The sequence below is a fragment of the Cellulosimicrobium sp. SH8 genome (assembly GCF_025818875.1).
Classification (GTDB): Bacteria; Actinomycetota; Actinomycetes; order Actinomycetales; family Cellulomonadaceae; genus Cellulosimicrobium; species Cellulosimicrobium cellulans_D.
Genome location: NZ_JAMXMH010000002.1, coordinates 419,312 through 440,862 on the forward strand (window position 1 = coordinate 419,312; position 21,551 = coordinate 440,862).

The following is a 21,551-nucleotide window of genomic DNA, read 5'->3' on the forward strand; positions in this document are numbered from 1 at the left end:
GTTCCTCTTCTCGTTGGCGTTCGCGGCGCCGGGAGGCCGGTGCCGTCGGACGGGTCGTGTCAGGAGTCGGCGGACCGGGTGGCGATCAACCGGGTAGTCGCCCAGCGAAGGCCGAGGAGCACCGAGCAGACGGCCAGGACAGCGACCGCGACCGCGATGCCGAGACGCCACTGCGCCGCCTGCCCGGCGAAGACCGCCGCCTGGAACCTCGCCCCCTGCTGCCCCAGCACCGCGCCGGCACCGATCACCAGAGCGGCCACGAAGAGCTCGAGCACCAGCACGAGACGGTGGGAGTACCAGGCGGGCCATCCGGTGATGTGCCGGACGTAGACGAGCTGGGCCGACCGGCGGACATGGACCGCGCTCACGCTGACGGCCGTCACGATCATCACGACGACGGTCACCGCCAGGCTCAGCAGCGAGATCCGCAGGTTCGACACCACCTCGGCGTACTGCGCGGCGGAGTGCTGCCTCGCGGACCAGATCCCGTTGACGATGGAACCGACGTCGTACTCCGCGACGTACCGCTCGGCGGTCGCGGCGTCGTCGAACACGATGTTGCCCGTGGTGAGGTAGCCACCCCAGAAGGGCTCGGGCAGCACGTCCAGCCCTGACGGGAGGACGACCAGCACGGCGTCGCGCAGCAGCGCCGCGCCGCGCACGTCGTCCAGCGTGCCGTAGACGAACTGGTCCTGGCCCGCGGCGACCTCCTGGGTGACGACGGGGGTCGAGCCCGGGTCGCCACCCATGGCCACGTATGCGGCCCCCTCGCGGGCGGACTCCTGGCAGCCCGGCGGAGCGAGGACGGTCACGGCGTCGTCGTCGACCGCGGAGACGCGAGCTCCCGCCCGGTCCAGGACCTCTTGCCTGTCGAGGTAGGTGTCGCTGACGAGCAGCACCGGGCACGGCAGCGAGCGCGTCTGGCGCGGCGAGCCACGACCCGGGTCTCCGGCCATGGAGAGGTCGGCCGTGACGTCGTCGACCAGGACTGCGTCGTCGCGGTCCACGGCATCGCGCGCCATCGCCCCGTACCGGCTCTCCAGCTCGGGGTCGTCACCACCCATCTGCCCTGACAGCCGGACGTACACCGCGTCGGCCGCCGTCGCCCACCGTTCCTGCTCGGCCGACCTGTCGGCCACCTGCATCGCCGTCTGCACGGTCGTGAACGCGACGCCCGCGGCGAGCAGGACGCCCACGACCCGGACCCCGAGGATGCCGGCCAGGGCCCAGCCCGCGGAGAACTGCCCCTTGACCGCGGCCAGGATCGGCACCCGGAAGGCGAGCCCTGCCGCGCCGAGGTGCGTGACGACGATGACCCCGAGGAACACCACGACGGCGGCCAGGAGCACGACGAGGAGCTCCCCCGCCCGCGCTCCCCGGTTGTAGAACCACAGCACCGCACCGCCGAGGAGTGCCACCACCCCCGCCGTCAGCGCGAGCAGCCTGCTCGCCTCGGCCAGGTCGCGCCGCAGCGCGACGCCGAAGGACCTCCCCTGGAGCCGCTGCACGCCGTACGACTGAGCGCTCATCACGACCCCGCCGCCGATCATGACCACCAGGGCGAGGAGGGACACGGCCGCCGCGGTCCCGGTGACGGGACCCAGGAACGCCGCGCCGTCGGTCGCCAGGTCGCCGACGCGGCCCGGGTAGGGCGCGACCTCGCCCGTGATCCCCAGACGTCCCATCGCCGCGAGGAAGGTGTCCGCGTCGGCACGGTCGCCCCAGACGAGGTAGTACCCCCGCGGATCCACGTCGCCGACGTCGGCGAACGGGCGGTAGTCCTCCTCGATCTGCGGCGAGAAGTGGCGATAGCCGCCGGCCAGCCGCTCGGCCACCTCGCCGTCGTCCCGGCCCGCGATCGCGAACACGTGCTTGCGGTGCGTCGGGTCGGTCATGTCGAACGCGACCATGCCGATGTCGGCGCCGGACTCCACGGCCGTCTCCTGCAGCACCGGAGCCAGGTCGGTCGCCGACAGCCGTCCGTCGGCGGTGATCTGCTGGGCCACGACCTGGAACTCGGCGCCCGCGCCCTCGGCCTCGTCGAAGGCGAGGAAGAGCTGGAGCGCGAGGAGCACGGGAAGGACGACGCCGAGCACATAGGCGGAACGGACGAGTCGAGGCAGCATGGGGACTCACTCTGGACGGGCTGACGGCGGCGGCGGAGCAGCGCGGGGCGGGGTCGTCGGACCCCGCCCCGCAGGTCGATCAGGTCAGCACGAGGTGTCGTACCAGGCCTTGTCGACCACGAAGGCCCTGCTGGGCGCGTCGGCCATCGACCACCGGCCCGCCGAGGCGTACCTCTTCTCGTAGTACGTCCCCTGCACGGACGAGCCGTGGCACGTGGAGCCGTGGTAGTAGTCGGACCAGACGGTCCCTCCACCCACGCCGTGGTCCCACGTGCCGCCGCCGACGTACGAGATCGTCGCGTAGGCGGTACCCGCGCCGCCGGCCACGGCCGCGACGGCCAGTGCGACCGCGACCACAGGCTTCCGGAGCTTTCCGAACATCGTGCCTCTCCCCCTTGCTGGACAGTGCTGGACAGGTGTCACGGCGCCGCGACGTCGTCCAGCGTGCCCGTGATGTCGCGTTCGCCCAACCCGTACGGCACGGGCTCGGCACTGCACGACACGGACTACCAGGGAGCGCGGGCACCCGGCGCCGGGACGTAGGGGTGCAGGAGGGCGAACTCGACGAGCGCCTCCTGGATCCAACCCGCCCGCCGGTGTCCCGGGTCGGGTACCCCGAGCTGTTCGGCGAGCTGGACCAGGTGCTCCTGCACCGTGCGGTGGGAGATCCCCAACCGCACGCCGATCTCCCGAGCCGTGGGCAGCGGAGCGGAGCTGTCGCCGCGCATCCGGTCCGCGACGAGCGCGGTCATGACCGCGTGGCGGCGGCTCCCGGGGTCCAGGCCCCAGGACTCCCGGACCTGGCCGACGCACCGGGCGTCGGACACGCCGCCCTGCTCGGGCCCGAAGACCGTGAGCACGTGACCGCTCGCTCCCGCGATCCCCGCGAGGTCGAACGGCGGCGCCGTCGCGCACCCCGGCAGCAGGCGCAGCCTGTCCCGGGGGTCGTCGAGGTTCCAGACACGCAGCGGCATCACCGTGCTCAGGTTGGCGAGGCGCCACCCGTCGCGGTCCGCCACGACCGACCCCGCGACGCCCGTGACGTGGAGGTCGGGAGGCGGGCAGCAGCCGTCGGTACAGCCGTGGAACTGGAGCGCCCTGCCCGCGGGCGCGTCGGCCGACCCGTGGCTGCGCCGCGCGCCACCCCGTTCGGCCCTGATGGTGATCACCGTCTCCGGCATGCTCGTCCCCCCTGCTGTCGGACGCACGTCGTCCGCCCGGCGCCCACCGTAGTGAGGTCGTCCCACGGCGGCACCGCGCGTCCGCCCGTCACCTCCGGGAACGCCGGGAGCCTCTCGGATGCAGCACGACCCGGGGCCCGCCTAGCCTGAGGGCATGACGGCGACGGCGCGCGTCATCGACATCCACGTGGTCGCGGACTCGACGGGAGACACCGGGACCCGCGTCGCGCGCGCCACGCAGGCGCAGTTCCCCGGTCAGCAGGTCCGGGTCGTGCGGCACCCGCGGCTGCACACCGCGCAGGGCGTGGACGACGTCGTGGCCCAGCTCCGCGCCGACCCCGCCGCGGCCGTGGTGTTCTGCACCGTCGTCGACGACGCGCTGCGCACGCGCGTGCTCGACGCGTGCGCGGCGCTCGACGTCCCGTGCGCCGACCTGCTCGCCCCCGCGCTCGACGCGTTCACCGCGCGCACGGGCGCGCAGCCCGCGCGCGTCGTGCAGCCCGTCGGCCTCGCCGCGGACTACTTCGACCGCATCCACGCCATGGAGTTCGCGGTCGCGAACGACGACGGCCACCTCACCGACGGGCTCGACGAGGCGCAGGTCGTGCTCGTCGGGGCGTCACGCACGGGCAAGACCCCGCTGTCGATGTACCTCGGCTACCTCGGCTACCCGACCGCCAACATCCCGCTCGTCCCGGGCGTCGCGCCCCCGCGCGAGCTGTTCGAGACCGAGCGCTGGAAGGTCGTGGGCCTGACGATCGACCCGGAGCGACTCCTCGAGATCCGGCAGCGCCGCGTGCACGCGATGGGCGTCGCGGGCCACGGTGGCCCGGGCGGCACGGCCCTCGGCGGGTACGCCGACCTCGCCCGCATCCACGACGAGCTCGCCGAGGTCGCCCTGCTGCAGCGGCGCCTCGGCTGCCCCGTCCTCGACACCACGACCCTCGCGCTCGAGGAGGCCGCGGGGCGCGTCGTCGAGCTCGTCACCGCGCGCCGTCGCGCCCTCGCGCCCGACGGCGCCGCACAGCCCCCGGACGACGACCTCGCCCGGGCGACCCCGCAGACCCGCCCGGCGGACCGCCGTCGGGCAGGAGACAGCGCGGCCACCGCCGCCGACCACGAGGAGCAGCCATGAGTGACCGGTACGTCTACGACCTCGCGGAGGGCCGCGCCGACATGCGGGCTCTGCTGGGCGGCAAGGGCGCGGGGGTCGCGGAGATGCGCCGCATCGGCGTGCCCGTGCCGGACGGCTTCACCGTGACGACGGCGGCGTGCGTCGCGGCCATGGAGCGTGGCGGGTCGTGGCCGGACGGCCTGTGGGACGAGGTCGTCGCGCACCTCGACGCGCTCGAGGAGCGCACGGGGCGTCGGCTCGGCGCGCGCGAGCGCCCGCTGCTCGTGTCGGTGCGCTCGGGCGCCGTGTTCTCCATGCCCGGGATGATGGACACGATCCTCAACCTCGGGATCTCGGACGACTCGGTCGAGGGGCTCGCGGCCGAGTCCGGCAACGCGCGCTTCGCCTGGGACTCGTACCGACGGTTCGTGCAGATGTACGGCGAGGTCGTCGAGGGCGTGCCCGCCCACGCGTTCGCGGACGAGCTCGACGCGCTCAAGGCCCGCCGCGGCGTCGCGCAGGACACGGACCTGGACGCGGACGACCTGCGCGGGCTCGTCGCGACGTTCCGCGCGGTCGCGCGGCAGCACACGGGCGAGGACCTGCCGACGGACCCGCGCGAGCAGCTCCGGCGGTCCGTCGACGCGGTGTTCGCGTCGTGGGGCAACCCGCGCGCCGCGGTGTACCGGAAGGCGAACGGGATCCCCGACGACCTGGGCACCGCCGTCAACGTGATGCGGATGGTGTTCGGCAACAAGGGCGCGACGTCGGCGACGGGGGTGTGCTTCACGCGCAACCCGTCGACGGGCGCCAAGGAGCTCTACGGCGAGTTCCTCGTGGACGCGCAGGGCGAGGACGTCGTCGCGGGCATCCGCACGCCCCGCCCCCTCGCGGAGATGGAGACCGTGCTGCCCGACGCGTTCCGCGAGCTGCGCGCGACCATGACCCGGCTCGAGCAGCACTACGGCGACATGCAGGACATCGAGTTCACGGTGGACGACGGCGCGCTCTACCTCCTGCAGACCCGCACCGGGAAGCGCACCGCGCAGGCGGCGCTCCGGGTCGCGCGGGAGCTCGTCGACGAGGGCGTGATCGACCGGGACACCGCCCTGCGGCGCCTGGACCCGGCGCAGCTCGACCAGCTGCTGCACCCGGCGCTCGACCCCGGCCACGGCGCGACGCCGCTCACGCGCGGGCTCAACGCGTCGCCAGGGGCCGCCGTCGGGCGCGTGGTGCTCGACGCCGAGACCGCGGCCGAGCGAGGGAAGGCCGGCGAGGCGGTCGTGCTCGTGCGGTGGGAGACGAACCCCGACGACATCGCGGGCGTCATCGCCGCGCAGGGCGTGCTCACCGCGCACGGCGGCATGACCTCGCACGCGGCGGTCGTCGCACGCGGCATGGGCAAGCCCTGCGTCGCGGGGGCCGGAGCCCTGCGGATCGACGTCGAGGGGCGCCGCGTCCACGTCGGGGACCACGTGCTCACCGAGGACGACACGATCACGCTCGACGGCACGACCGGCGACGTCTACGCGGGCGCGCTGCCGCTCGTGCCGCCCCAGGTCACCGACGACTTCCGGGCCGTGCTCGGCTGGGCCGACGACGTGCGGCGCCTCGGCGTCCGGGCCAACGCCGACACGGGCGAGGACGCCACGAAGGCGCGCGAGCTCGGTGCCGAGGGCATCGGGCTGTGCCGCACCGAGCACATGTTCATGGCGCCCGACCGGCTCCCCGTCGTGCGCGAGATGATCCTCGCCGAGACCGACGCCGCGCGCGCCGCGGCGCTCGACCGCCTGCTGCCCATGCAGCAGGCGGACTTCGAGGAGATCTTCGCCGCGATGTCGGGGCTGCCCGTGACGATCCGCCTCCTCGACCCGCCGCTGCACGAGTTCCTGCCCGACCTCGTCGAGCAGTCGCTCGTCGTGCAGCGGCTCGAGGACGAGGTCGGGGACCCCGGCGCACCGCTGCACGGGACGGACGCCGTCTTCGAGGGCTGGGCCGCCGCGGCCGGCGGCGGGGAGACGACGGCGCGGCTCGCCCGCGCGCGCCACCTCCTCGCGCAGGTGCGGCGGCTGAGCGAGATGAACCCCATGCTCGGCACGCGCGGCGTGCGGCTCGCGCTGCTGCACCCGCAGATCGCCGCGATGCAGGTGCGGGCGATCGCCCGCGCGGCGCTCGCGGTGCGCGCGGCCGGGCACGACCCGCGCGTGGAGATCATGGTGCCGCTCGTCGGGTTCTCCGAGGAGCTGCGGCGGATGCGCGAGGTCGTCGACGCGACGATGGCGGAAGAGCTCGCGGGCGCGGACGCCCCGCTGCCGTACGCCGTCGGGACGATGATCGAGCTGCCCCGCGCGGCGCTCGTCGCGGACCGCATCGCCGAGCACGCGGAGTTCTTCTCGTTCGGCACGAACGACCTCACGCAGACGACGCTCGGCATCTCCCGCGACGACGCGGAGGGGTCGTTCCTCACCGCGTACCTGGAGGCGGGAGTGGTCGGCACGAACCCGTTCGCGACGATCGACCGGGACGGGGTCGGCGAGCTCGTGCACGTCGGGCTCGAGCGCGGTCGCCGCGCCCGACCAGGTCTCCACGCCGGGGTGTGCGGCGAGCACGGCGGCGACCCGGCGTCCGTCGCGCTGTTCGACGAGATCGGCCTGGACTACGTGTCGTGCTCGCCGTACCGCGTCCCGATCGCGCGGCTCGCGGCGGCGCGCTCGACGCTCGACCGGCGTGACGGGGTGCGCGCGGCACGCGACGTGTGATCCGGGCGGAAGCGCCCGCGACGGCGTTCGGGCAGGAGGCCCTTGGGCCCTCGCCTTGTGGGCGACGATCCCCTAGGATGCACTGGTCCAGACCACTTGTCTGCCCGGAGGAACCACCATGGACCGTGCCGTCGTCGTCGCGATCACCGAGGGCCTTCACGCCCGCCCCGCCGCCCTGTTCGTCAAGGCCGCCGCCGCCCAGCCCGCGCCCGTGCGCATCGCCAAGCAGGGCGGCAACCCCGTGGAGGCCGCGAGCATCCTCAGCGTCATGACGCTCGGCGTGACCGCCGGGGACGAGGTCGTGCTGTCGACCGACGCCGACGGCGACGACGCGAGCGCCTCGATCGACGCGCTCGCGTCGTTCCTGGAGCAGACCGAGGTCGCCTGACCGCGCCGGACGGCCCGCCCCGCGCAGCGTCCCCGACGAGCCCACGACGGGGTCTGCCGTCGACAGGTCAGTGCCAGTCGCTGATCTGCACGTCGCGCGGGGCGGGCGCGCCCGCACCCGTCTCCGCGAGCGCCTTGAGGCTCAGGAGGTACGACGCCCACTTGGTGCTGCAGTGGTGCATGAACTCGACGGGCTCGGCCCAGCCCCGGTGGCCGAACAGCACGATCGTCCAGTCGCCGTCCTGCCGCAGGTCCCACTCGACCGTCGTGCCGACCCACTCCTCCGGCCCGTCGACGACGCGCCACACCACCCGTTCCGACGGCCGCAGCTCGACGACCTCCATGTCGAACCCACCGACCGGCGGGAACCGGAACGCGAGGACTCCCCCGACGCCCTCGCCGCCCGTCGTGTCCTCGGTCCACCAGCCGGCGAGCCCGTCGACCGTCGTCAGCGCCCGGTACACCGCCTCCGGCGTCGACCCCTCGACCCCGACCCTGTGCAGGATGTCCACCATCGCCGTCTCCCACCTGTTCGCTAATGCAACTCATTGGTTGCACCTCACCATAGGCCGAGCGAGCAGTATGCGCAACCCTCTGGTTGCACATTCCGCCCGACGGACGCGCCGAACCCGGGGTTGCTCCTCACCGCGACGAGTCGGTGAGGAGCTACCCCGGGTTCGACGTCTGCCCGTGCTGCGTGCGACGGCGGGCTAGAGGCCCAGCTCCGCGAGGATCGGGAGGCGGGACCGCACGGCCGCGCGGGCGGCGTCGGGCGTGGGCTGCTGGAGCGCGAGGAACGCGAGCTCCTCGCACTGCTCTGCCGTCATGGCTTCGAGCACCGCCGCGACGTCGGCGAGCGCGCGCGGCGTCATGGACAGCGACGTCACGCCGAGCCCCACCAGCACCGGCGCGAGCACCGGGTCCGCGGCGGCTTCGCCGCAGACGCCGAGCGGACGCCCGTTGAGCGCAGCCCCCGAGCCCGTGGCCCCGACGAGCGCGAGCACCGTCGGCTGCCACGCCGTCGACAAGCGGGCGAGGTCGGAGACCTCACGGTCGGCGGCCATCGTGTACTGCGTGAGGTCGTTCGTGCCGATGCTCGCGAACGACGCCTTGGCGAGCACCCAGCGCGCCCCGAGGGCCGCGGCGGGCACCTCGATCATCACGCCCGCGGTGCCGAGGCCGTGCTCCGCGCACAGCGCGACGAACGACTCCGCCTCGTCCGGCGTCGCGATCATCGGCGCCATGACCCACACGTCCGCCGACTCGGCCTCGGCGGCACGCGCGATCGCCGTGAGCTGGCGGTCGAGCACCTCGGGGTGCCGGCGCGCGGTGCGCAGCCCGCGCACGCCGAGCGCCGGGTTGGGCTCGGCCTCCGGCGTGACGAACGGGAGCGGCTTGTCCGCGCCCGCGTCGAGCGTACGGACCACGACCTTGCGGCCGCCGAACGCCGCGAGCACCTCGCGGTAGGCCGCGACCTGCTCGTCGATCGTCGGCTCGACCGTGCGGCCCAGGAAGCACACCTCGGTGCGGAAGAGCCCCACGCCCTCCGCACCTGCCTCCGCGGCGGCCCGCGCGTCCTCCCCGTTGGCGACGTTGGCGAGGAGCTCGACGCGACGACCGTCCGCCGTCCGCCCCTCCCCGTCGAAGCGGCGGCGCTCGCCCCGGGCGCCCCGCGCGGCGACGACGGCGGCCACGTCCTCGGCGGACGGGTCGCGCTCGACCGTGCCGAGCCCGCCGTCCACGAGCACCGTCGCGCCGTCGTGCAGCGTCAGCGCGTCCTCGACCGCCACGACGGCCGGGATGCCGAGGGCGCGCGCGAGGATCGCGGTGTGCGACGTCGGCCCGCCGCCGCGCGTCACGACCGCGAGGACGCGCTCCGGGTCGAGCTGCGCGGTGTCCGCGGGCGCGAGGTCGTCCGCGACGAGCACGAACGCGAACCCCGGGTCGGGCACGCCCGGCGCGGGGAGGCCGAGCAGCGTCGCGACGATCCGGTCGCGCACGTCGCGCACGTCGCGCGCCCGCTCGGCCATGAGACCGCCGAGCGCCTCGAGCTGCCCGACGACGACGCCCGCCGCGTCCCACACGGCACGCGCCGGGGTGGAGCGCTGCTCGCGCACCCGCCCGACGGCGTCGCGCGCCAGGGCGGGGTCCGCCGCCATCGCGGCGGTCACACCCAGCACCTCCGCCGCGGTGCCCTCGGCCCGCGCGGCGCGGGCCGTGAGGTCCTCCTGGACGGTCGTCACCGCCGCGAGGACCTGCGTCACCGCGAGGTCCACGTCGGCGTCCGTGCTGCCCGCGGCGAGCGGGTCCGGGTCGGGCTCGGGGACCGGGTCGGGCATCCGCACGACCGTCCCCGCCCCCCGCCCGGGGCTGACCGGCACGCCGGTCAGCCCCGGGTCGGAGACCCGCGCGGGTGCGCGCGTCGCGTCGTCGGCGACGGTCACGCGGTGCCTCCGGCGTCGGCCGACCCGGCGGGCGCTCCGGTGGACCCGCTCCCCGCTGCACGCTCCGCCCTGCTGACGGTCGCCGTGTCGTCCGCGGCCGTGACGGCTGCGGCGGGCGTCGCCGGCTCGACGGCCGGAGCGTCCTCCGCGCCCGCCTCGTCGTCCTCACGACCCGGGGTCTTGAGGTTCCACCGCGTGATGACGAATCGGAAGAGGAAGTAGTAGATGACCCCGTAGCCCAGGCCGATGACGATGAGCAGCAGGGGCATCTCGGCGATACGGAAGTTCAGCAGGTAGTCGATCGCCCCCGCGGAGAACCCGAAGCCGTCACGGATGCCGATCGCGTTGACGAGCGCGAGCGACGTCCCCGTGAGGACGGCGTGGATGGCGTACAGCGGGTAGGCCACGTAGACGAACGCGAACTCGAGCGGTTCCGTGACGCCCGTGACGAACGCGACGAGCGCGGCGGATCCCATGATGCCCGCGACGACCTTGCGGTTCTTCGCCTTGGACGTGTGGACGATGGCGAGCGCCGCAGCCGGCAGCGCGAACATGAAGATCGGGAAGAAGCCGGTCATGAACGTCCCGGCCGTCGGGTCGCCGTGCAGGAAGCGAGCGATGTCGCCGTGCCAGACCTCGCCGTTCGCGTCGGTGTAGTCGCCGAACTGGAACCAGGGCAGCGAGTTGAGCAGGTGGTGCAGGCCGATCGGCACGAGCAGACGGTTCACGGTGCCGTAGACGAAGGCACCGAGGATGGTCGAGCCGGTGACCCAGTTGCCCACCGCGGTGAACCCGCTGTCGAACGCCGGGTAGATGAGCGCCCCGATCACGGCGATGACGACGGCGGCGCCGGCCGTGACGATCGGGACGAAGCGACGACCGCCGAAGAAGGCGAGGTACTGCGGGAGCTTGATCCGGTAGTACTTCTGGAAGAGCAGCGCAGCCGTGAGGCCGATGACGATGCCCCCGAGGACGCCGTAGTTGATCAGCTCCTGCTTCGGGGCGTCGACGCCCATGCCGATCGCGTGCGTCAGGAGCTGTGAGAAGTCGCCGCCCTCGGCGGCCGTCACTGCTGCCGGGTCGGCGCTGTCGAGCACCCCGTCCGGGGTGACCCCGGCAGGCTTGCCGAGCACCGCCGGAGACAGCGCGTCGCTCACACCCTTGAACACCAGGTACCCGATGACGGCAGCCAGGCCCGTGGAGCCGTCGGCCTTTCTCGCGTAGCCCACCGCGACACCGACCGCGAAGAGCAGCGGGAGGTTCGCGAAGAGCGCGTTGCCGGCGGACGCGAAGACGTCGGCGACGTACTGCATCCAGGGCCACGTGCCCGCGACCCCGTCGGCGCCGAGCATGTCGGCCTGGCCCAGCCGCAGCAGCAGCGCGGCGGCAGGCAGGGACGCGATGGGCAGCATGAGGGAGCGCCCGACGCGCTGGAGCTGCGCGAAGCCGGGCACCCCCTTCTTCGTCCTCGTCGGTTCGGCGACGGTGGTCATGTGTCGTTCTCCTCCTGGGTGGGCCTGGGGCGCAGGCCGAGGTGCGTCGTGCGGCGGCTGTGGCGCGACGTCGTACGGGCGTCGTTGCCGGTCTCCGGGCACGCCGAGGACGACTGGGGTCGTTCCTGGGCTCGCGTGCCGGACACCCGGTCCAGGTTGTCTGGACCACTTGCACGAAGAGTGGTCTAGACCTCATGATGTGTCAACCCCCGGAGGTGACCCGGGACACACGGACAGGTCCACGACCCGCGTCGCCGCAGGTCGCAGGACGGACAATGCATCCGTGGAGATCGAGGCACCGACGCAGGGTCGTCCGCCCGGGCAGGGCACGGGCGCCGACGAAGGACCAGGACGAGGACGAGGACGCGGCACGACGATGAGCAGGTCACGATCGCAGGCGAGCGAGCACAAGTACCTCACGGTGCGCGCCTACCTCGCCGACCTCGTGGCCAGCGAGCTCTCCGTCGGCGACGCGGTGCCCTCCGAGCGCAGCCTGACCGAGAAGTTCGGGGTCTCGCGCATGACCGTGCGCCAGGCGATCGACGCGCTCGTCACCGAGGGGGTGCTCGAGCGCGCGCAGGGCCGTGGGACGTTCGTCGCCCCGCCGCGCGCGGACTTCGAGATGCGCCTCACGACGTTCGGCGAGGAGGCGCGCCGCCGCGGCATGGAGCCGGGGACGGACGTGCTCGAGGTCGGCACGGCGCCCGCGCCGGCGTCGGTCGCCGAGTCGCTCGGGCGCGCGACGGGCGATCCCATGCACCACGTGGTGCGCCTGCGCTCCGCCGACGGCTCGCCCATGAGCGTCGAGGAGGCGTGGATCCCCGTCGACCTCGCACCCGACCTGCTCGACGACGGCGTCCCCGAGAGCCTCTACGGCGCCCTGCGCGAGCGCGGCCTCGCCCCCACCTGGGGCGAGGACACGATCACGGCGTCCGACGCCACGGTCCAGGAGCAGAAGCTCCTCGGGCTGCGCGCCTCGCGCGCCGTCATGCGCACCGTCCGCCGCACGTTCGCGGGCGACGCGCCGCTCATGTACTCCCGGTCGAGCTACCGCGGCGACCGCTACAGCGTGTTCGTCCCGCTGCGCGAGGCGCGCCCGACGCTCGTGCCGCGCGCCGGCGCGGCGGACGCACCTGCCGACCCGGCTGCCGGGACGGCCACCCCCGACACCACTCCGACCGACCACCTCGACCCCGTGCCAGTGCCGGCCCGGGCGACCGAAGGGAACGACCGATGACACAGTCCGACGCAGAGCGCGCCGCGACGATCCTCGCCGGGCTCGGCGGGGTGGCGAACATCGACGAGATCGACCCGTGCACCACCCGGCTGAGATCGCTCGTCAAGGACCCCGCGCTCGTCGACGCCGCGCTCCTGCGGCGCGCCGGTGCGTTCGGCGTCATGGTCAACGGCCGGGTCGTCCAGGTCGTGGTCGGCCCCCAGGTCGACACGATCGCGTCCGACCTCGCCGACCTCATGTGAGGGTCCCGTCACCACCGCAGCACCACCGCCGCCGCACCACACCGACGACGGCCTCCCGACCCCGCGCGCCCCGCGCACCCCGACCGGCACGGCTGCCGGCCGGGACACCTGACCCGGCCCTGGCCGGAACACGACCACGAGGAGCACCCGTGAGCAAGGCAGAGCAGATTCTCCGAGGCCTCGGCGGCGACGCGAACGTCCTCGACCTGGAGGCGTGCATCACGCGCCTGCGCGTCGAGGTCGAGGACCCGGCGCTCGTCGACGACGCCACGCTGACCGCCGCCGGGGCGATCGCCGTCGTGCGGTCGGGCGCCGCGATCCAGGTCATCGTCGGCCCGGACGCCGACAACATCGCCTCCGACATCGAGGACCTGCGCTGATGGCCGCGCCGCTCACGGTGCTCGTTCCCGTCACGGGCACGGTCATCGACGTCACCGACGTCGACGACCCCGTCTTCTCGGCGGGCCTCGTCGGGCCGGGGCTCGCCGTCGAGCCCGACGACGCGCAGGGCGGCGAGGCCGTCGCGCCCATCACGGGCACGGTCGTCAAGCTGCACCCGCACGCGTTCGTCGTCCAGCACGACGACGGCCGCGCCGTCCTCGTCCACCTCGGCATCAACACCGTCCAGCTCGGCGGCGAGGGCTTCACTACGCACGTCGCGCAGGGCGACCACGTCGAGCGCGGCACCGTGCTCGTCTCGTGGGACCCGAAGGCCGTCCGCGCCGGTGGCCGGTCCGCCGTGTGCCCGGTCGTCGCGCTCGAGGCGGCACCCGACGACGTGACCTCGCTCGCCGAGGTCGGGGCGTGGGCCGCCCACGGCGAGGAGCTCCTCACCTGGGGCTGACCGCCCTCCCGCAAGATCGGAGACGCGACCGTCGGGCCTATTGTGCGGGCCCCTTCCATATGCCAGGCTTCCCCTGGCACCACGCCCACAGGGGGCGAGCCTGGTGCCACGATGCCCCGGGCATCACCACCCAATGGAGGGGGAACGATGAAGTTCAAGAGGCTCGTCGCCGTCGTCGCCACCGCTGCGGCGCTGGCCGTCGCTGCGCCCACCGTCGCGAACGCGGCCGAGACCCGGACGTACACCAACACGTTCGGCAGCTGCAGGGTCCTCGTGGTGTCCTACGCCAACGGGGGCGGGGCGAAGGCCACCGCGTCCTACCGGCTCCTGGCCGGACAGTCCAAGGTCTTCAGCACCGCGGGCCACATCCTCGGCCACTCCTGGACCGTCTGCTGACGACACCCGCCCCCAGGGCCAGGCTTCCTCGAAGCCTGGCCCTGGGCATGTCCGGCACCGGGCCGGACAGGGTCAGGCGACCCCCGGCCTACCCCCGCAGCGGGAGCGTGAGCTCGGGGACGTCGCCCGGCTCGCCCCGGTCGACCACGCGGACCGGCACGCCCCAGTCCTGCTGGGCGAGGTGGCACGCGGGGAACACGTCCGGGTCGGGCTCGCCGTCCGGACCGAGCGGGACGACGTCGCACGACGCCGCCCGCGCGGTCACGTGCAGCACGCCCTCGCGGACCTCCGGGTTGATGACGAGGTCGCGCCCGAGCTCCACACCGGTCCCGTCCCCGGACAGCAGCAGCTCGGGCGGCGTCGCGCTCACGCGCAGCTCCGTCGACGGGCCGAACCGGTCGTCGAGCTTCTGCCCCGGCGCCGGGACGAACGGGACGTCGAGCCACAACGGCCCGGCCTCGATGTCGGTGACCGGGCGCTGCGTACGGTGCGCGCCGCCGTCGAGCACCTCGCCCGCGAGCGAGGCGGGCAGCGCGACGCGCGTGAGCCGGTGCGCCGCGGACTCCACCACGAGGAGGTGGACCTGCGGCTCGCCGTCCGGCCCCTCGCCCACCTGCACGACGACGCCGCTCGGCTCCGCGAGGCCGGTCGCCAGGGTCGTGACCTCGCCGGCGAGACGAGTCCCGGAGGTGTAGTCCCCGACGCTCCCGGCCTCCCCGGCCGTGGGCGCGAACCGGCGCAGCGCGCCGTCGTAGGTGTCGGCGACGACGACGCTCCCGTCGGGCAGCGTCGCGACCCCGAGCGGGTGCTGCATCAGCGCCTGGTCGGCCGGGCCGTCGCGGTGGCCGAAGTCGAACAGCCCCTGCCCCACTGCGGTCCGGACCTCGACGCCCTCGGGCACGACGGCGACTCCACCGCCGAGCCCGGTCACACGACGCAGGGCCGACGTCTCGGAGTCCGCCACCCACGTCGCGCCATCCCCCGCGACGGCCAGCCCGGACGGCTGGGCGAACCACGCCGACGCACCCGGCCCGTCCTCCAGCCCCTCGTTCATCGTCCCGGCCAGCAGCCCGAGCTTCCATCCGTCGAAGGCCCAGAGCGTGTGGTGGCCCGCCATCGCGACGACGAAGCCGCCCAGCTCGTCGGACCAGGCGACGTCCCACGGTGACGACAGCTTCACGTCGAGCGGGTCGTAGGTGGCCGAGGCATCGAACGGACCGAGGCGGCGGGCGCCGCCCTCGTCCGCCAGGACGACGTTCTCCACGCCGCCGACCATGAACTGCTCGCCCGTTCCCGCGACGGTCGTCACCCGACCGTCGGCGAGGCGCACACCGCGCAGCGCGTGGTTGGCCGTGTCCGCCACGAGGACGTCGAACCCGTACGCCTCACGCTCCTGCTCGGGAACGAGGCACAGCCCGTTGGGCTCGGCGAACCGCGCGTCGTCGGGGCCGCCGTCGGTGAGCCCGCGCTCGCCGGACCCGATGCGCCGGACGAGCGTCTCGCCGTCGGGCCCGAGCTCGGCGAGCGCGTGGTGCCCGGCGTCCGCGACGAGGAGGTTGCCGCCGGGCAGCTCGATCGCCTTCGCGGGGAAGCGCAGCGTCCCCGACGACGGCGCGGGCGCCACGTACGGGCCGTCGCCGCGGTGCAGCGTGCCCTTGGCGTCGTGCTCGGCGACGAGCTCCTCGACGAGCGCGGCGATGGCCGACGCGTGCCCCTCCCCCGCCATCTGCGCGACGACGTAGCCCTCGGGATCGACGACAACGAGGGTCGGCCACGCGCGTGCGGCGTACGCGGACCACGTGACGAGCTCGGGGTCGTCGAGGACGGGGTGGTGCACCTCGTACCGCTCGACGGCGGCCGCGAGCGCCGCCGGGTCCGCCTCGTGCTCGAACTTGGGCGAGTGCACCCCGACGATGACCAGCACGTCGCGGTGCGCTTCCTCGAGCTCGCGCAGCTCGTCGAGGACGTGCAGGCAGTTCACGCAGCAGAAGGTCCAGAAGTCGAGGACCACGACCTTCCCGCGCAGGCCGGCGAGGGTCACGTCCCGGCCGCCGGTGTTGAGCCAGCCGCGCCCGACGAGCTCGGACGCGCGGACGCGGGGAAGTCGCTCGGTGGTCACGCTCCCCATTGTCGCGCGACCTCCGACCCTTGACCCACATACCCCTGGTGGGTATATTCGCCATCGTTCGATACCCCGCTGGGGTATCCGCGACGAGGAGGAACACGATGAGCATCGTCGGGATCGAGTACCAGGTGACCGGCATGACCTGCGGCCACTGCGAGATGTCGGTGCGCGAGGAGGTCGAGCAGGTGCCGGGCGTCACCGCGATCGACGTCAGCGCGGCCACCGGTCGGCTCGTCGTCACGGCCGACCAGCCCCTCGACGACGCCGCGGTCGTGGCCGCCGTCGACGAGGCGGGCTACCAGGCGGTGCGGGTGCCATGAGAGCCCCCGCCCGGATCGGGCTGTACGCCGCGGGGCTCGGCGTCGTGTTCGTCGCCTCCGCCGCGATCGCCGGGGCCGTCGTCCCCGAGGGAGCAGCACCGGCACCGGCCGCCTCGCACGCCCCCGACCAGCACGTCGCCACGGGCGACGCCCCCGAGCAGGAGAGCACGAGAGGAACCGACATGACCCGCGGACTGTCCCTGGAGCAGGACGGGTACACGCTGGGCGAGGTCACGGCTCCCGCGACCGTGGGCGAGGCGGGAGAGCTGGCCTTCACCGTCACCGACCCCGCGGGCGCGCCCGTCACGGAGTTCGACGTCGCGCACGAGCAGCGGCTCCACCTGATCGTCGTGCGCTCCGACGGCACGCACTTCCGGCACGTCCACCCCGTGATGGACGCGGACGGGCGCTGGTCGCTGCCCTGGACCTGGGACGCAGCCGGGACCTACCGCGTCTACGCGGACGCCGCGCCCAGCGCAGGCGACGCCGTCACGCTGACCCGCACGGTCGACGTCGCGGGCGACCTCGCCCCCGTCCGCCAGACCGAGGTCTCCGCCACCGCGTCGGTCGACGGGTACGACGTCGCGCTCGACGGTCAACTCGAGGCCGGGACGGTCTCCCGCCTGACCGTCGAGGTCACGCGCGACGGAGAGCCGGTCACGACGCTCGAGCCCTACCTGGGCGCCTACGGGCACCTCGTCGCGCTGCGCGACGGCGACCTCGCCTACCTGCACGCGCACCCCGAGGGGGACGAGCCGGAGGCGGGCCAGGTCTCGGGCCCGACCGTGTCGTTCGGCGTCGAGGCGCCCACCCCGGGCCGCTACCTGCTGTACCTCGACTTCCAGGTGGAGGGCGAGGTGCGCACCGCGGCGTTCGTCGTCGAGGCGGTGCCCGACGGCGCCGCCGCCCCGGAGGACGCCCCCGCGACCGGTCACGACCCGGCGTCGCACGACCACTGATCACCCGTGAGCCCGGCAGCACGCCGCCGGGCCGGAAGGAGGACCTCATGACGGCACCGGCCGCCCCGTCACCGGGGACGTTCGTCGAGCTCGAGATCGGCGGGATGACGTGCGCCTCGTGCGCCATGCGGATCGAGAAGAAGCTCAACCGGATCGAGGGCGTCACCGCGACCGTGAACTACGCGACGGAGAAGGCGAAGGTCACCGTCCCGGACGGCGTCGACGCCGCCACGCTCATCGCCGAGGTCGAGAAGACGGGGTACACCGCCCAGCTCCCGCGCGTCGAGGACCCCGGGGTCCCGACGCCGGCCGAGGCGGACGACGCCGACCCCGAGCTCACGTCGCTGCGGCAGCGCCTGGTCGGGGCCGTCGTGCTCTCGGTCCCGGTCATCGCGATGGCGATGGTCCCCGCGCTCCAGTTCACGTACTGGCAGTGGGCCAGCCTCGCGCTCGCCGCGCCCGTCGTGGTGTGGGCGGCCTGGCCGTTCCACCGCGCCGCGTGGACCAACCTGCGCCACGGCGCGGCGACGATGGACACCCTGATCTCCGTCGGGACCAGCGCCGCATTCCTCTGGTCGCTGTACGCGCTGTTCCTCGGCACAGCCGGGGAGCCGGGCATGACGCACCCCTTCACGCTGTCCGTCGCTCCCACCGACGGTGCCGGGAACATCTACCTGGAGGTCGCGGCCGGGGTCACGACCTTCATCCTCGCCGGCCGCTACTTCGAGAAGAGGTCCAAGCGGCAGGCGGGCGCCGCGCTGCGCGCCCTGCTCGAGCTCGGAGCGAAGGACGTCGCGGTGCTGCGCGACGGCGCGGAGACCCGCATCCCGATCACCGACCTCGCCGTGGGCGACGAGTTCGTCGTGCGCCCGGGCGAGAAGATCGCGACGGACGGCACCGTCGTCGCCGGAACGTCCGCCGTCGACGCCTCGATGCTCACGGGCGAGTCCGTGCCCGTCGAGGTGGGCGAGGGCGACGCCGTCACCGGCGCGACCGTCAACGCGGGCGGGCGGCTGGTCGTGCGCGCGACGCGCGTCGGCGGCGACACCCAGCTCGCGCAGATGGCCCGGCTCGTCGAGGACGCGCAGTCCGGCAAGGCCCAGGTCCAGCGGCTGGCCGACCGTGTCTCGGCGGTCTTCGTCCCCGTCGCCATCGCGATCGCCGTCGGCACCCTCGGCGCGTGGCTCGGCGCGGGCGCGCCCGCCTCAGCGGCCTTCACCGCCGCCGTCGCGGTGCTCATCATCGCGTGCCCGTGCGCCCTCGGCCTCGCCACCCCGACGGCGCTGCTCGTCGGGACCGGGCGTGGCGCGCAGATGGGCGTCCTCATCAAGGGGCCCGAGGTGCTGGAGTCCACCCGGACCGTCGACACCGTCGTGCTCGACAAGACGGGGACCGTGACCACGGGCGTCATGACGCTGACCGACGTCGTCACCGGAACCGGCGTCGACCGCGCGGAGCTCCTGCGCCTCGCCGGGGCGCTCGAGGACGCGTCCGAGCACCCGGTCGCCCGGGCCGTCACGCGGGGCGCGGTCCAGGAGGTCGGCCCGCTCCCCGCGCCCACGGAGTTCACCAACGTCGAGGGCAAGGGCGTGCAGGGCGTCGTCGACGGGCACGCCGTCCTCGTCGGCCGCGAGTCCCTCCTCGCCGAGTGGGCGCAGCACCTCCCGCGCGAGCTCGCCGACGCCAAGGCCCGCGCCGAGGAGCAGGGCGGCACGGCCGTCGTCGTCGGCTGGGACGGGCGCGCCCGCGGCGTCCTCGTGGTGGCCGACGCGGTCAAGCCCACGAGCGCCGAGGCGATCCGCCAGCTCCGCGCGCTCGGCCTCACCCCGGTGCTCCTGACCGGGGACAACGCGACCGTCGCCCGACGGATCGCGGCCGAGGTCGGCATCGACGAGGTCATCGCCGAGGTCCTGCCGCGCGACAAGGTCGACGTCGTCAGCCGGCTCCAGGGCGAGGGCAAGGTCGTCGCGATGGTCGGCGACGGCGTGAACGACGCCGCGGCCCTCGCCCAGGCGGACCTGGGCCTGGCCATGGGGACGGGCACGGACGTCGCGATCGAGGCCGCCGACATCACGCTCGTGCGGGGCGACCTCCGCTCCGCGGCCGACGCGATCCGGCTCGCGCGCCGGACGCTCGGGACGATCAAAGTGAACCTCTTCTGGGCCTTCGCCTACAACGTCGCCGCGATCCCGCTCGCCGCGCTCGGCCTGCTCAACCCCATGCTCGCGGGGGCCGCGATGGCGTTCTCCAGCGTCTTCGTCGTGGGCAACAGCCTGCGGCTGCGGTCGTTCTCCAGCCGGGCCACGAGCACGGACCCGACGACCGCCACCCCCACCGCGCCGGCGGACCAGCTCGCCGGCGTCTGACCGCAGGACCGCCCGGTCCAGACCCCCCCGTGCCCGGTGCTGCACCTCCGGTGCGGTGCCGGGCACGCCACGCGCGGTGGAGGCTCAGGAACGCGAGGCGCTCACCTGGCCGACCACGCGCACCTCGACCTCGACGCCGTCGACGGTGTCCGGGACGTCGACGTCGTCGGAGGTCACGTTCACGCGCAGCAGCCAGTCGTCGACGACGTCCTGCGACCGTGGACCGCGCACGGGCGCGCCCGACGCGTCGGCGCGGGCGATCCCGACGCCGGTCACTCCGTCGAGGCCCGCCAGCTCGTCGCGGAGCGCCGCCTTGGCCTCGCGGGCTCGTTCGAGGGTCGCCACGGCGAACCACCTCCCGACCTCATTGTGCGCCCGTCGGGGCGTTCGCGGCAGGGCCAGGAGTCCGTGCCGGGCGCCGTCAGGCGAGCAGCGTCGCGCCGAGCCGTTCGAGCACGGTCCCGATCGGGTTGCAGTACGTGAGCCCGGTGCCGTTCGCGCCGCCCGTCTCCGACCCCGCGAACAGCAGCCCCAGCGCGACCTCGTCCTCCCGGTACACGAGCGACCCGGAGTCGCCGCCACGCGAGAACGGTCCGTCGCCCGTCGACTCGATCTCGATCTGGTCGTCGAACCGCAGCGCGCCGAGACCGTCGCCGTAGCCCACCACGACGTCGTCGAGCTCGATGGCCGTGACGCGCCCCGTCGTGACGCCGGTGGTCCGGCCGGACTTCCCCACCGTCTCGCCGCCGAGCGCGACCGCGGTCTCCGTGATCCGGCCGACCGGGTACTCCGGGTCCACCACCGGGTCGTCGAGGAGCGCGACGGCGGCGTCGACGGTCTGCGTGACCCCCGCCTCCAGCGGGACGAGCGCGGCGAGGGTCCCGACGCGGTCGTCGGGCGCGCTGCCGCCGTCGGCGGGACCGGGCTGCACGACGACGTCCCCCACCCGCGCGCTCGGCGACCCCGCGAGCACGTGCCAGTTCGAGAGCGCATAGACCGACGCGACGTCCGCGCCCTCCACGGGCGGCTCGCCGAGGCGCACGAACGCGCCGAGCGTCCCGGCGGTGACGTCCACGTTCGCGATCGAGACGCCGGGACGCAGCGGCCGCACCCGGCCGGTCTCGCCGGTCGCGTACGCGGTGACGACCGGCGGCCGCAGGCCGGGACCGCGCTCGCTCCCACCGGCCCGCCCGTCAGGACCGGCGAGCGGGCGGATCCGCCCCGTGCGTCGCACGTCGACCGTGTCCCCCGCCTCCGAAGCGACCTTGCGCGCGATGCTGCGCGCCGTCGGCACCCCGAGCCGGTACCGGACCGCGATGGCGTACCCGCCGTCGTCGTGCGGGGCGAGGCCGATCGCGAGGGTGGGCGCGCGCACGACCTCCGCGGCGTCGGGCACGTCGCGCGCCTCGATCGCCGTGTCCGACCGGCCCGCCAGCCCCGACCGTTCGGCGAGCTCGCGCGCGTAGTCCGCGAGCTGCGACTTGATCTCCCGTGCCTTCTGCTGGTCCATCGGTGCACCGTCCCCTCGCCCGACGGACGGCTCCCGCCGTCCGCGTCC

Annotated in this window: 20 protein-coding genes; 11 read left to right on the forward strand and 9 right to left on the reverse strand. The window is 74.3% G+C overall.

Annotated features, from left to right (window positions below; translation table 11 throughout):
- Window positions 1-59: 59 nt before the first annotated feature.
- From NF338_RS04580 to NF338_RS04590, 3 genes are all read right to left on the reverse strand, one after another.
- On the reverse strand, window positions 60-2,126 hold the full coding sequence (locus tag NF338_RS04580; RefSeq protein WP_264029693.1) for a bacteriocin-associated integral membrane family protein: 2,067 nt from the start codon (window positions 2,124-2,126) through the stop codon (window positions 60-62).
- 84 nt (window positions 2,127-2,210) lie between these two features.
- Entirely contained in the window at window positions 2,211-2,507 is a 297-nt protein-coding gene (locus tag NF338_RS04585; RefSeq protein WP_264029694.1) for a lactococcin 972 family bacteriocin, read from the reverse strand.
- A gap of 125 nt (window positions 2,508-2,632) precedes the next feature.
- Entirely contained in the window at window positions 2,633-3,295 is a 663-nt protein-coding gene (locus NF338_RS04590; RefSeq protein WP_264029695.1) for a hypothetical protein, read from the reverse strand.
- A gap of 166 nt (window positions 3,296-3,461) precedes the next feature.
- Here NF338_RS04590 and NF338_RS04595 point away from each other — a divergent pair, with 166 nt between their 5' ends.
- From NF338_RS04595 to NF338_RS04605, 3 genes are all read left to right on the forward strand, one after another.
- Window positions 3,462-4,442, forward strand: coding sequence for a pyruvate, water dikinase regulatory protein (locus tag NF338_RS04595; protein ID WP_264029696.1), 981 nt, complete (start codon window positions 3,462-3,464; stop codon window positions 4,440-4,442).
- Complete coding sequence (gene ppdK, locus NF338_RS04600; protein WP_264029697.1) at window positions 4,439-7,180, forward strand: pyruvate, phosphate dikinase; 2,742 nt, start codon at window positions 4,439-4,441, stop codon at window positions 7,178-7,180. Before NF338_RS04595 ends, ppdK begins: the two co-directional genes overlap by 4 nt.
- A 118-nt stretch (window positions 7,181-7,298) precedes the next feature.
- Complete coding sequence (locus tag NF338_RS04605; RefSeq protein WP_264029698.1) at window positions 7,299-7,568, forward strand: HPr family phosphocarrier protein; 270 nt, start codon at window positions 7,299-7,301, stop codon at window positions 7,566-7,568.
- Between the two features lie 67 nt (window positions 7,569-7,635).
- Here the strand turns inward: NF338_RS04605 and NF338_RS04610 are convergent, their stop codons facing one another.
- The 3 genes from NF338_RS04610 to NF338_RS04620 form a co-directional block, all read right to left on the reverse strand.
- Window positions 7,636-8,082, reverse strand: coding sequence for an SRPBCC family protein (locus NF338_RS04610; protein ID WP_047231879.1), 447 nt, complete (start codon window positions 8,080-8,082; stop codon window positions 7,636-7,638).
- Between the two features lie 195 nt (window positions 8,083-8,277).
- Window positions 8,278-10,011: a phosphoenolpyruvate--protein phosphotransferase gene (ptsP, locus tag NF338_RS04615; protein WP_264029699.1), complete on the reverse strand. Its 1,734-nt coding sequence runs from the start codon at window positions 10,009-10,011 to the stop codon at window positions 8,278-8,280.
- A complete protein-coding gene (locus tag NF338_RS04620; RefSeq protein WP_264029700.1) occupies window positions 10,008-11,504 on the reverse strand; it encodes a PTS transporter subunit EIIC in 1,497 nt (498 codons plus the stop codon). The genes ptsP and NF338_RS04620 overlap by 4 nt, the downstream gene beginning before the upstream one ends.
- A 376-nt stretch (window positions 11,505-11,880) precedes the next feature.
- Between NF338_RS04620 and NF338_RS04625 the strand changes: the two genes are divergently transcribed.
- The 5 genes from NF338_RS04625 (at window position 11,881) to NF338_RS04645 (ending at window position 14,223) form a co-directional block, all read left to right on the forward strand.
- Complete coding sequence (locus NF338_RS04625; protein ID WP_264029701.1) at window positions 11,881-12,741, forward strand: GntR family transcriptional regulator; 861 nt, start codon at window positions 11,881-11,883, stop codon at window positions 12,739-12,741.
- Complete coding sequence (locus NF338_RS04630; protein WP_024839826.1) at window positions 12,738-12,983, forward strand: PTS transporter subunit EIIB; 246 nt, start codon at window positions 12,738-12,740, stop codon at window positions 12,981-12,983. The genes NF338_RS04625 and NF338_RS04630 overlap by 4 nt, the downstream gene beginning before the upstream one ends.
- Before the next feature lie 149 nt (window positions 12,984-13,132).
- Window positions 13,133-13,363 (forward strand): PTS transporter subunit EIIB, encoded by a 231-nt coding sequence (locus tag NF338_RS04635; RefSeq protein WP_087470800.1) that lies wholly within the window; start codon window positions 13,133-13,135, stop codon window positions 13,361-13,363.
- A complete protein-coding gene (locus tag NF338_RS04640; RefSeq protein WP_087470799.1) occupies window positions 13,363-13,827 on the forward strand; it encodes a PTS glucose transporter subunit IIA in 465 nt (154 codons plus the stop codon). The genes NF338_RS04635 and NF338_RS04640 overlap by 1 nt, the downstream gene beginning before the upstream one ends.
- A gap of 147 nt (window positions 13,828-13,974) precedes the next feature.
- The gene (locus NF338_RS04645; protein WP_087470798.1) at window positions 13,975-14,223 is read left to right on the forward strand and encodes a hypothetical protein; all 249 of its coding nucleotides are present in this window, start codon (window positions 13,975-13,977) and stop codon (window positions 14,221-14,223) included.
- Window positions 14,224-14,311: 88 nt separating this feature from the next.
- On the opposite strand, the gene NF338_RS04650 is transcribed toward NF338_RS04645, so the two are convergent.
- Window positions 14,312-16,351, reverse strand: coding sequence for an NHL domain-containing thioredoxin family protein (locus NF338_RS04650; RefSeq protein ID WP_412846089.1), 2,040 nt, complete (start codon window positions 16,349-16,351; stop codon window positions 14,312-14,314).
- A 98-nt stretch (window positions 16,352-16,449) separates the two neighbouring features.
- Between NF338_RS04650 and NF338_RS04655 the strand changes: the two genes are divergently transcribed.
- From NF338_RS04655 to NF338_RS04665, 3 genes are read left to right on the forward strand one after another with little or no spacing between them, the layout of a single operon-like run.
- Window positions 16,450-16,668: a heavy-metal-associated domain-containing protein gene (locus NF338_RS04655; RefSeq protein WP_264029703.1), complete on the forward strand. Its 219-nt coding sequence runs from the start codon at window positions 16,450-16,452 to the stop codon at window positions 16,666-16,668.
- Complete coding sequence (locus NF338_RS04660) at window positions 16,665-17,627, forward strand: heavy-metal-associated domain-containing protein (protein WP_264029704.1); 963 nt, start codon at window positions 16,665-16,667, stop codon at window positions 17,625-17,627. Before NF338_RS04655 ends, NF338_RS04660 begins: the two co-directional genes overlap by 4 nt.
- A gap of 47 nt (window positions 17,628-17,674) precedes the next feature.
- A complete protein-coding gene (locus NF338_RS04665) occupies window positions 17,675-19,993 on the forward strand; it encodes a heavy metal translocating P-type ATPase (protein WP_264029705.1) in 2,319 nt (772 codons plus the stop codon).
- 84 nt (window positions 19,994-20,077) lie between these two features.
- Here NF338_RS04665 and NF338_RS04670 read toward each other — a convergent pair whose 3' ends face one another.
- Together NF338_RS04670 and NF338_RS04675 are read right to left on the reverse strand one after the other, a co-directional pair.
- On the reverse strand, window positions 20,078-20,338 hold the full coding sequence (locus NF338_RS04670; protein WP_264029706.1) for a hypothetical protein: 261 nt from the start codon (window positions 20,336-20,338) through the stop codon (window positions 20,078-20,080).
- A 76-nt stretch (window positions 20,339-20,414) separates the two neighbouring features.
- Window positions 20,415-21,503: a hypothetical protein gene (locus NF338_RS04675; RefSeq protein WP_264029707.1), complete on the reverse strand. Its 1,089-nt coding sequence runs from the start codon at window positions 21,501-21,503 to the stop codon at window positions 20,415-20,417.
- Window positions 21,504-21,551 lie beyond the last annotated feature (48 nt).

What these genes read in the sequence shown, in the direction of transcription:
- NF338_RS04580 (WP_264029693.1), bottom strand. Translation starts at nt 2,126, where the DNA reads ATGCTGCCTCGACTCGTCCGTTCCGCCTATGTGCTCGGCGTCGTCCTT.
- NF338_RS04585 (WP_264029694.1), bottom strand. Translation starts at nt 2,507, where the DNA reads ATGTTCGGAAAGCTCCGGAAGCCTGTGGTCGCGGTCGCACTGGCCGTC.
- NF338_RS04595 (WP_264029696.1), top strand. Translation starts at nt 3,462, where the DNA reads ATGACGGCGACGGCGCGCGTCATCGACATCCACGTGGTCGCGGACTCG.
- ppdK (WP_264029697.1), top strand. Translation starts at nt 4,439, where the DNA reads ATGAGTGACCGGTACGTCTACGACCTCGCGGAGGGCCGCGCCGACATG.
- NF338_RS04605 (WP_264029698.1), top strand. Translation starts at nt 7,299, where the DNA reads ATGGACCGTGCCGTCGTCGTCGCGATCACCGAGGGCCTTCACGCCCGC.
- NF338_RS04610 (WP_047231879.1), bottom strand. Translation starts at nt 8,082, where the DNA reads ATGGTGGACATCCTGCACAGGGTCGGGGTCGAGGGGTCGACGCCGGAG.
- NF338_RS04620 (WP_264029700.1), bottom strand. Translation starts at nt 11,504, where the DNA reads ATGACCACCGTCGCCGAACCGACGAGGACGAAGAAGGGGGTGCCCGGC.
- NF338_RS04625 (WP_264029701.1), top strand. Translation starts at nt 11,881, where the DNA reads ATGAGCAGGTCACGATCGCAGGCGAGCGAGCACAAGTACCTCACGGTG.
- NF338_RS04630 (WP_024839826.1), top strand. Translation starts at nt 12,738, where the DNA reads ATGACACAGTCCGACGCAGAGCGCGCCGCGACGATCCTCGCCGGGCTC.
- NF338_RS04640 (WP_087470799.1), top strand. Translation starts at nt 13,363, where the DNA reads ATGGCCGCGCCGCTCACGGTGCTCGTTCCCGTCACGGGCACGGTCATC.
- NF338_RS04645 (WP_087470798.1), top strand. Translation starts at nt 13,975, where the DNA reads ATGAAGTTCAAGAGGCTCGTCGCCGTCGTCGCCACCGCTGCGGCGCTG.
- NF338_RS04650 (WP_412846089.1), bottom strand. Translation starts at nt 16,351, where the DNA reads ATGGGGAGCGTGACCACCGAGCGACTTCCCCGCGTCCGCGCGTCCGAG.
- NF338_RS04655 (WP_264029703.1), top strand. Translation starts at nt 16,450, where the DNA reads ATGAGCATCGTCGGGATCGAGTACCAGGTGACCGGCATGACCTGCGGC.
- NF338_RS04660 (WP_264029704.1), top strand. Translation starts at nt 16,665, where the DNA reads ATGAGAGCCCCCGCCCGGATCGGGCTGTACGCCGCGGGGCTCGGCGTC.
- NF338_RS04665 (WP_264029705.1), top strand. Translation starts at nt 17,675, where the DNA reads ATGACGGCACCGGCCGCCCCGTCACCGGGGACGTTCGTCGAGCTCGAG.
- NF338_RS04675 (WP_264029707.1), bottom strand. Translation starts at nt 21,503, where the DNA reads ATGGACCAGCAGAAGGCACGGGAGATCAAGTCGCAGCTCGCGGACTAC.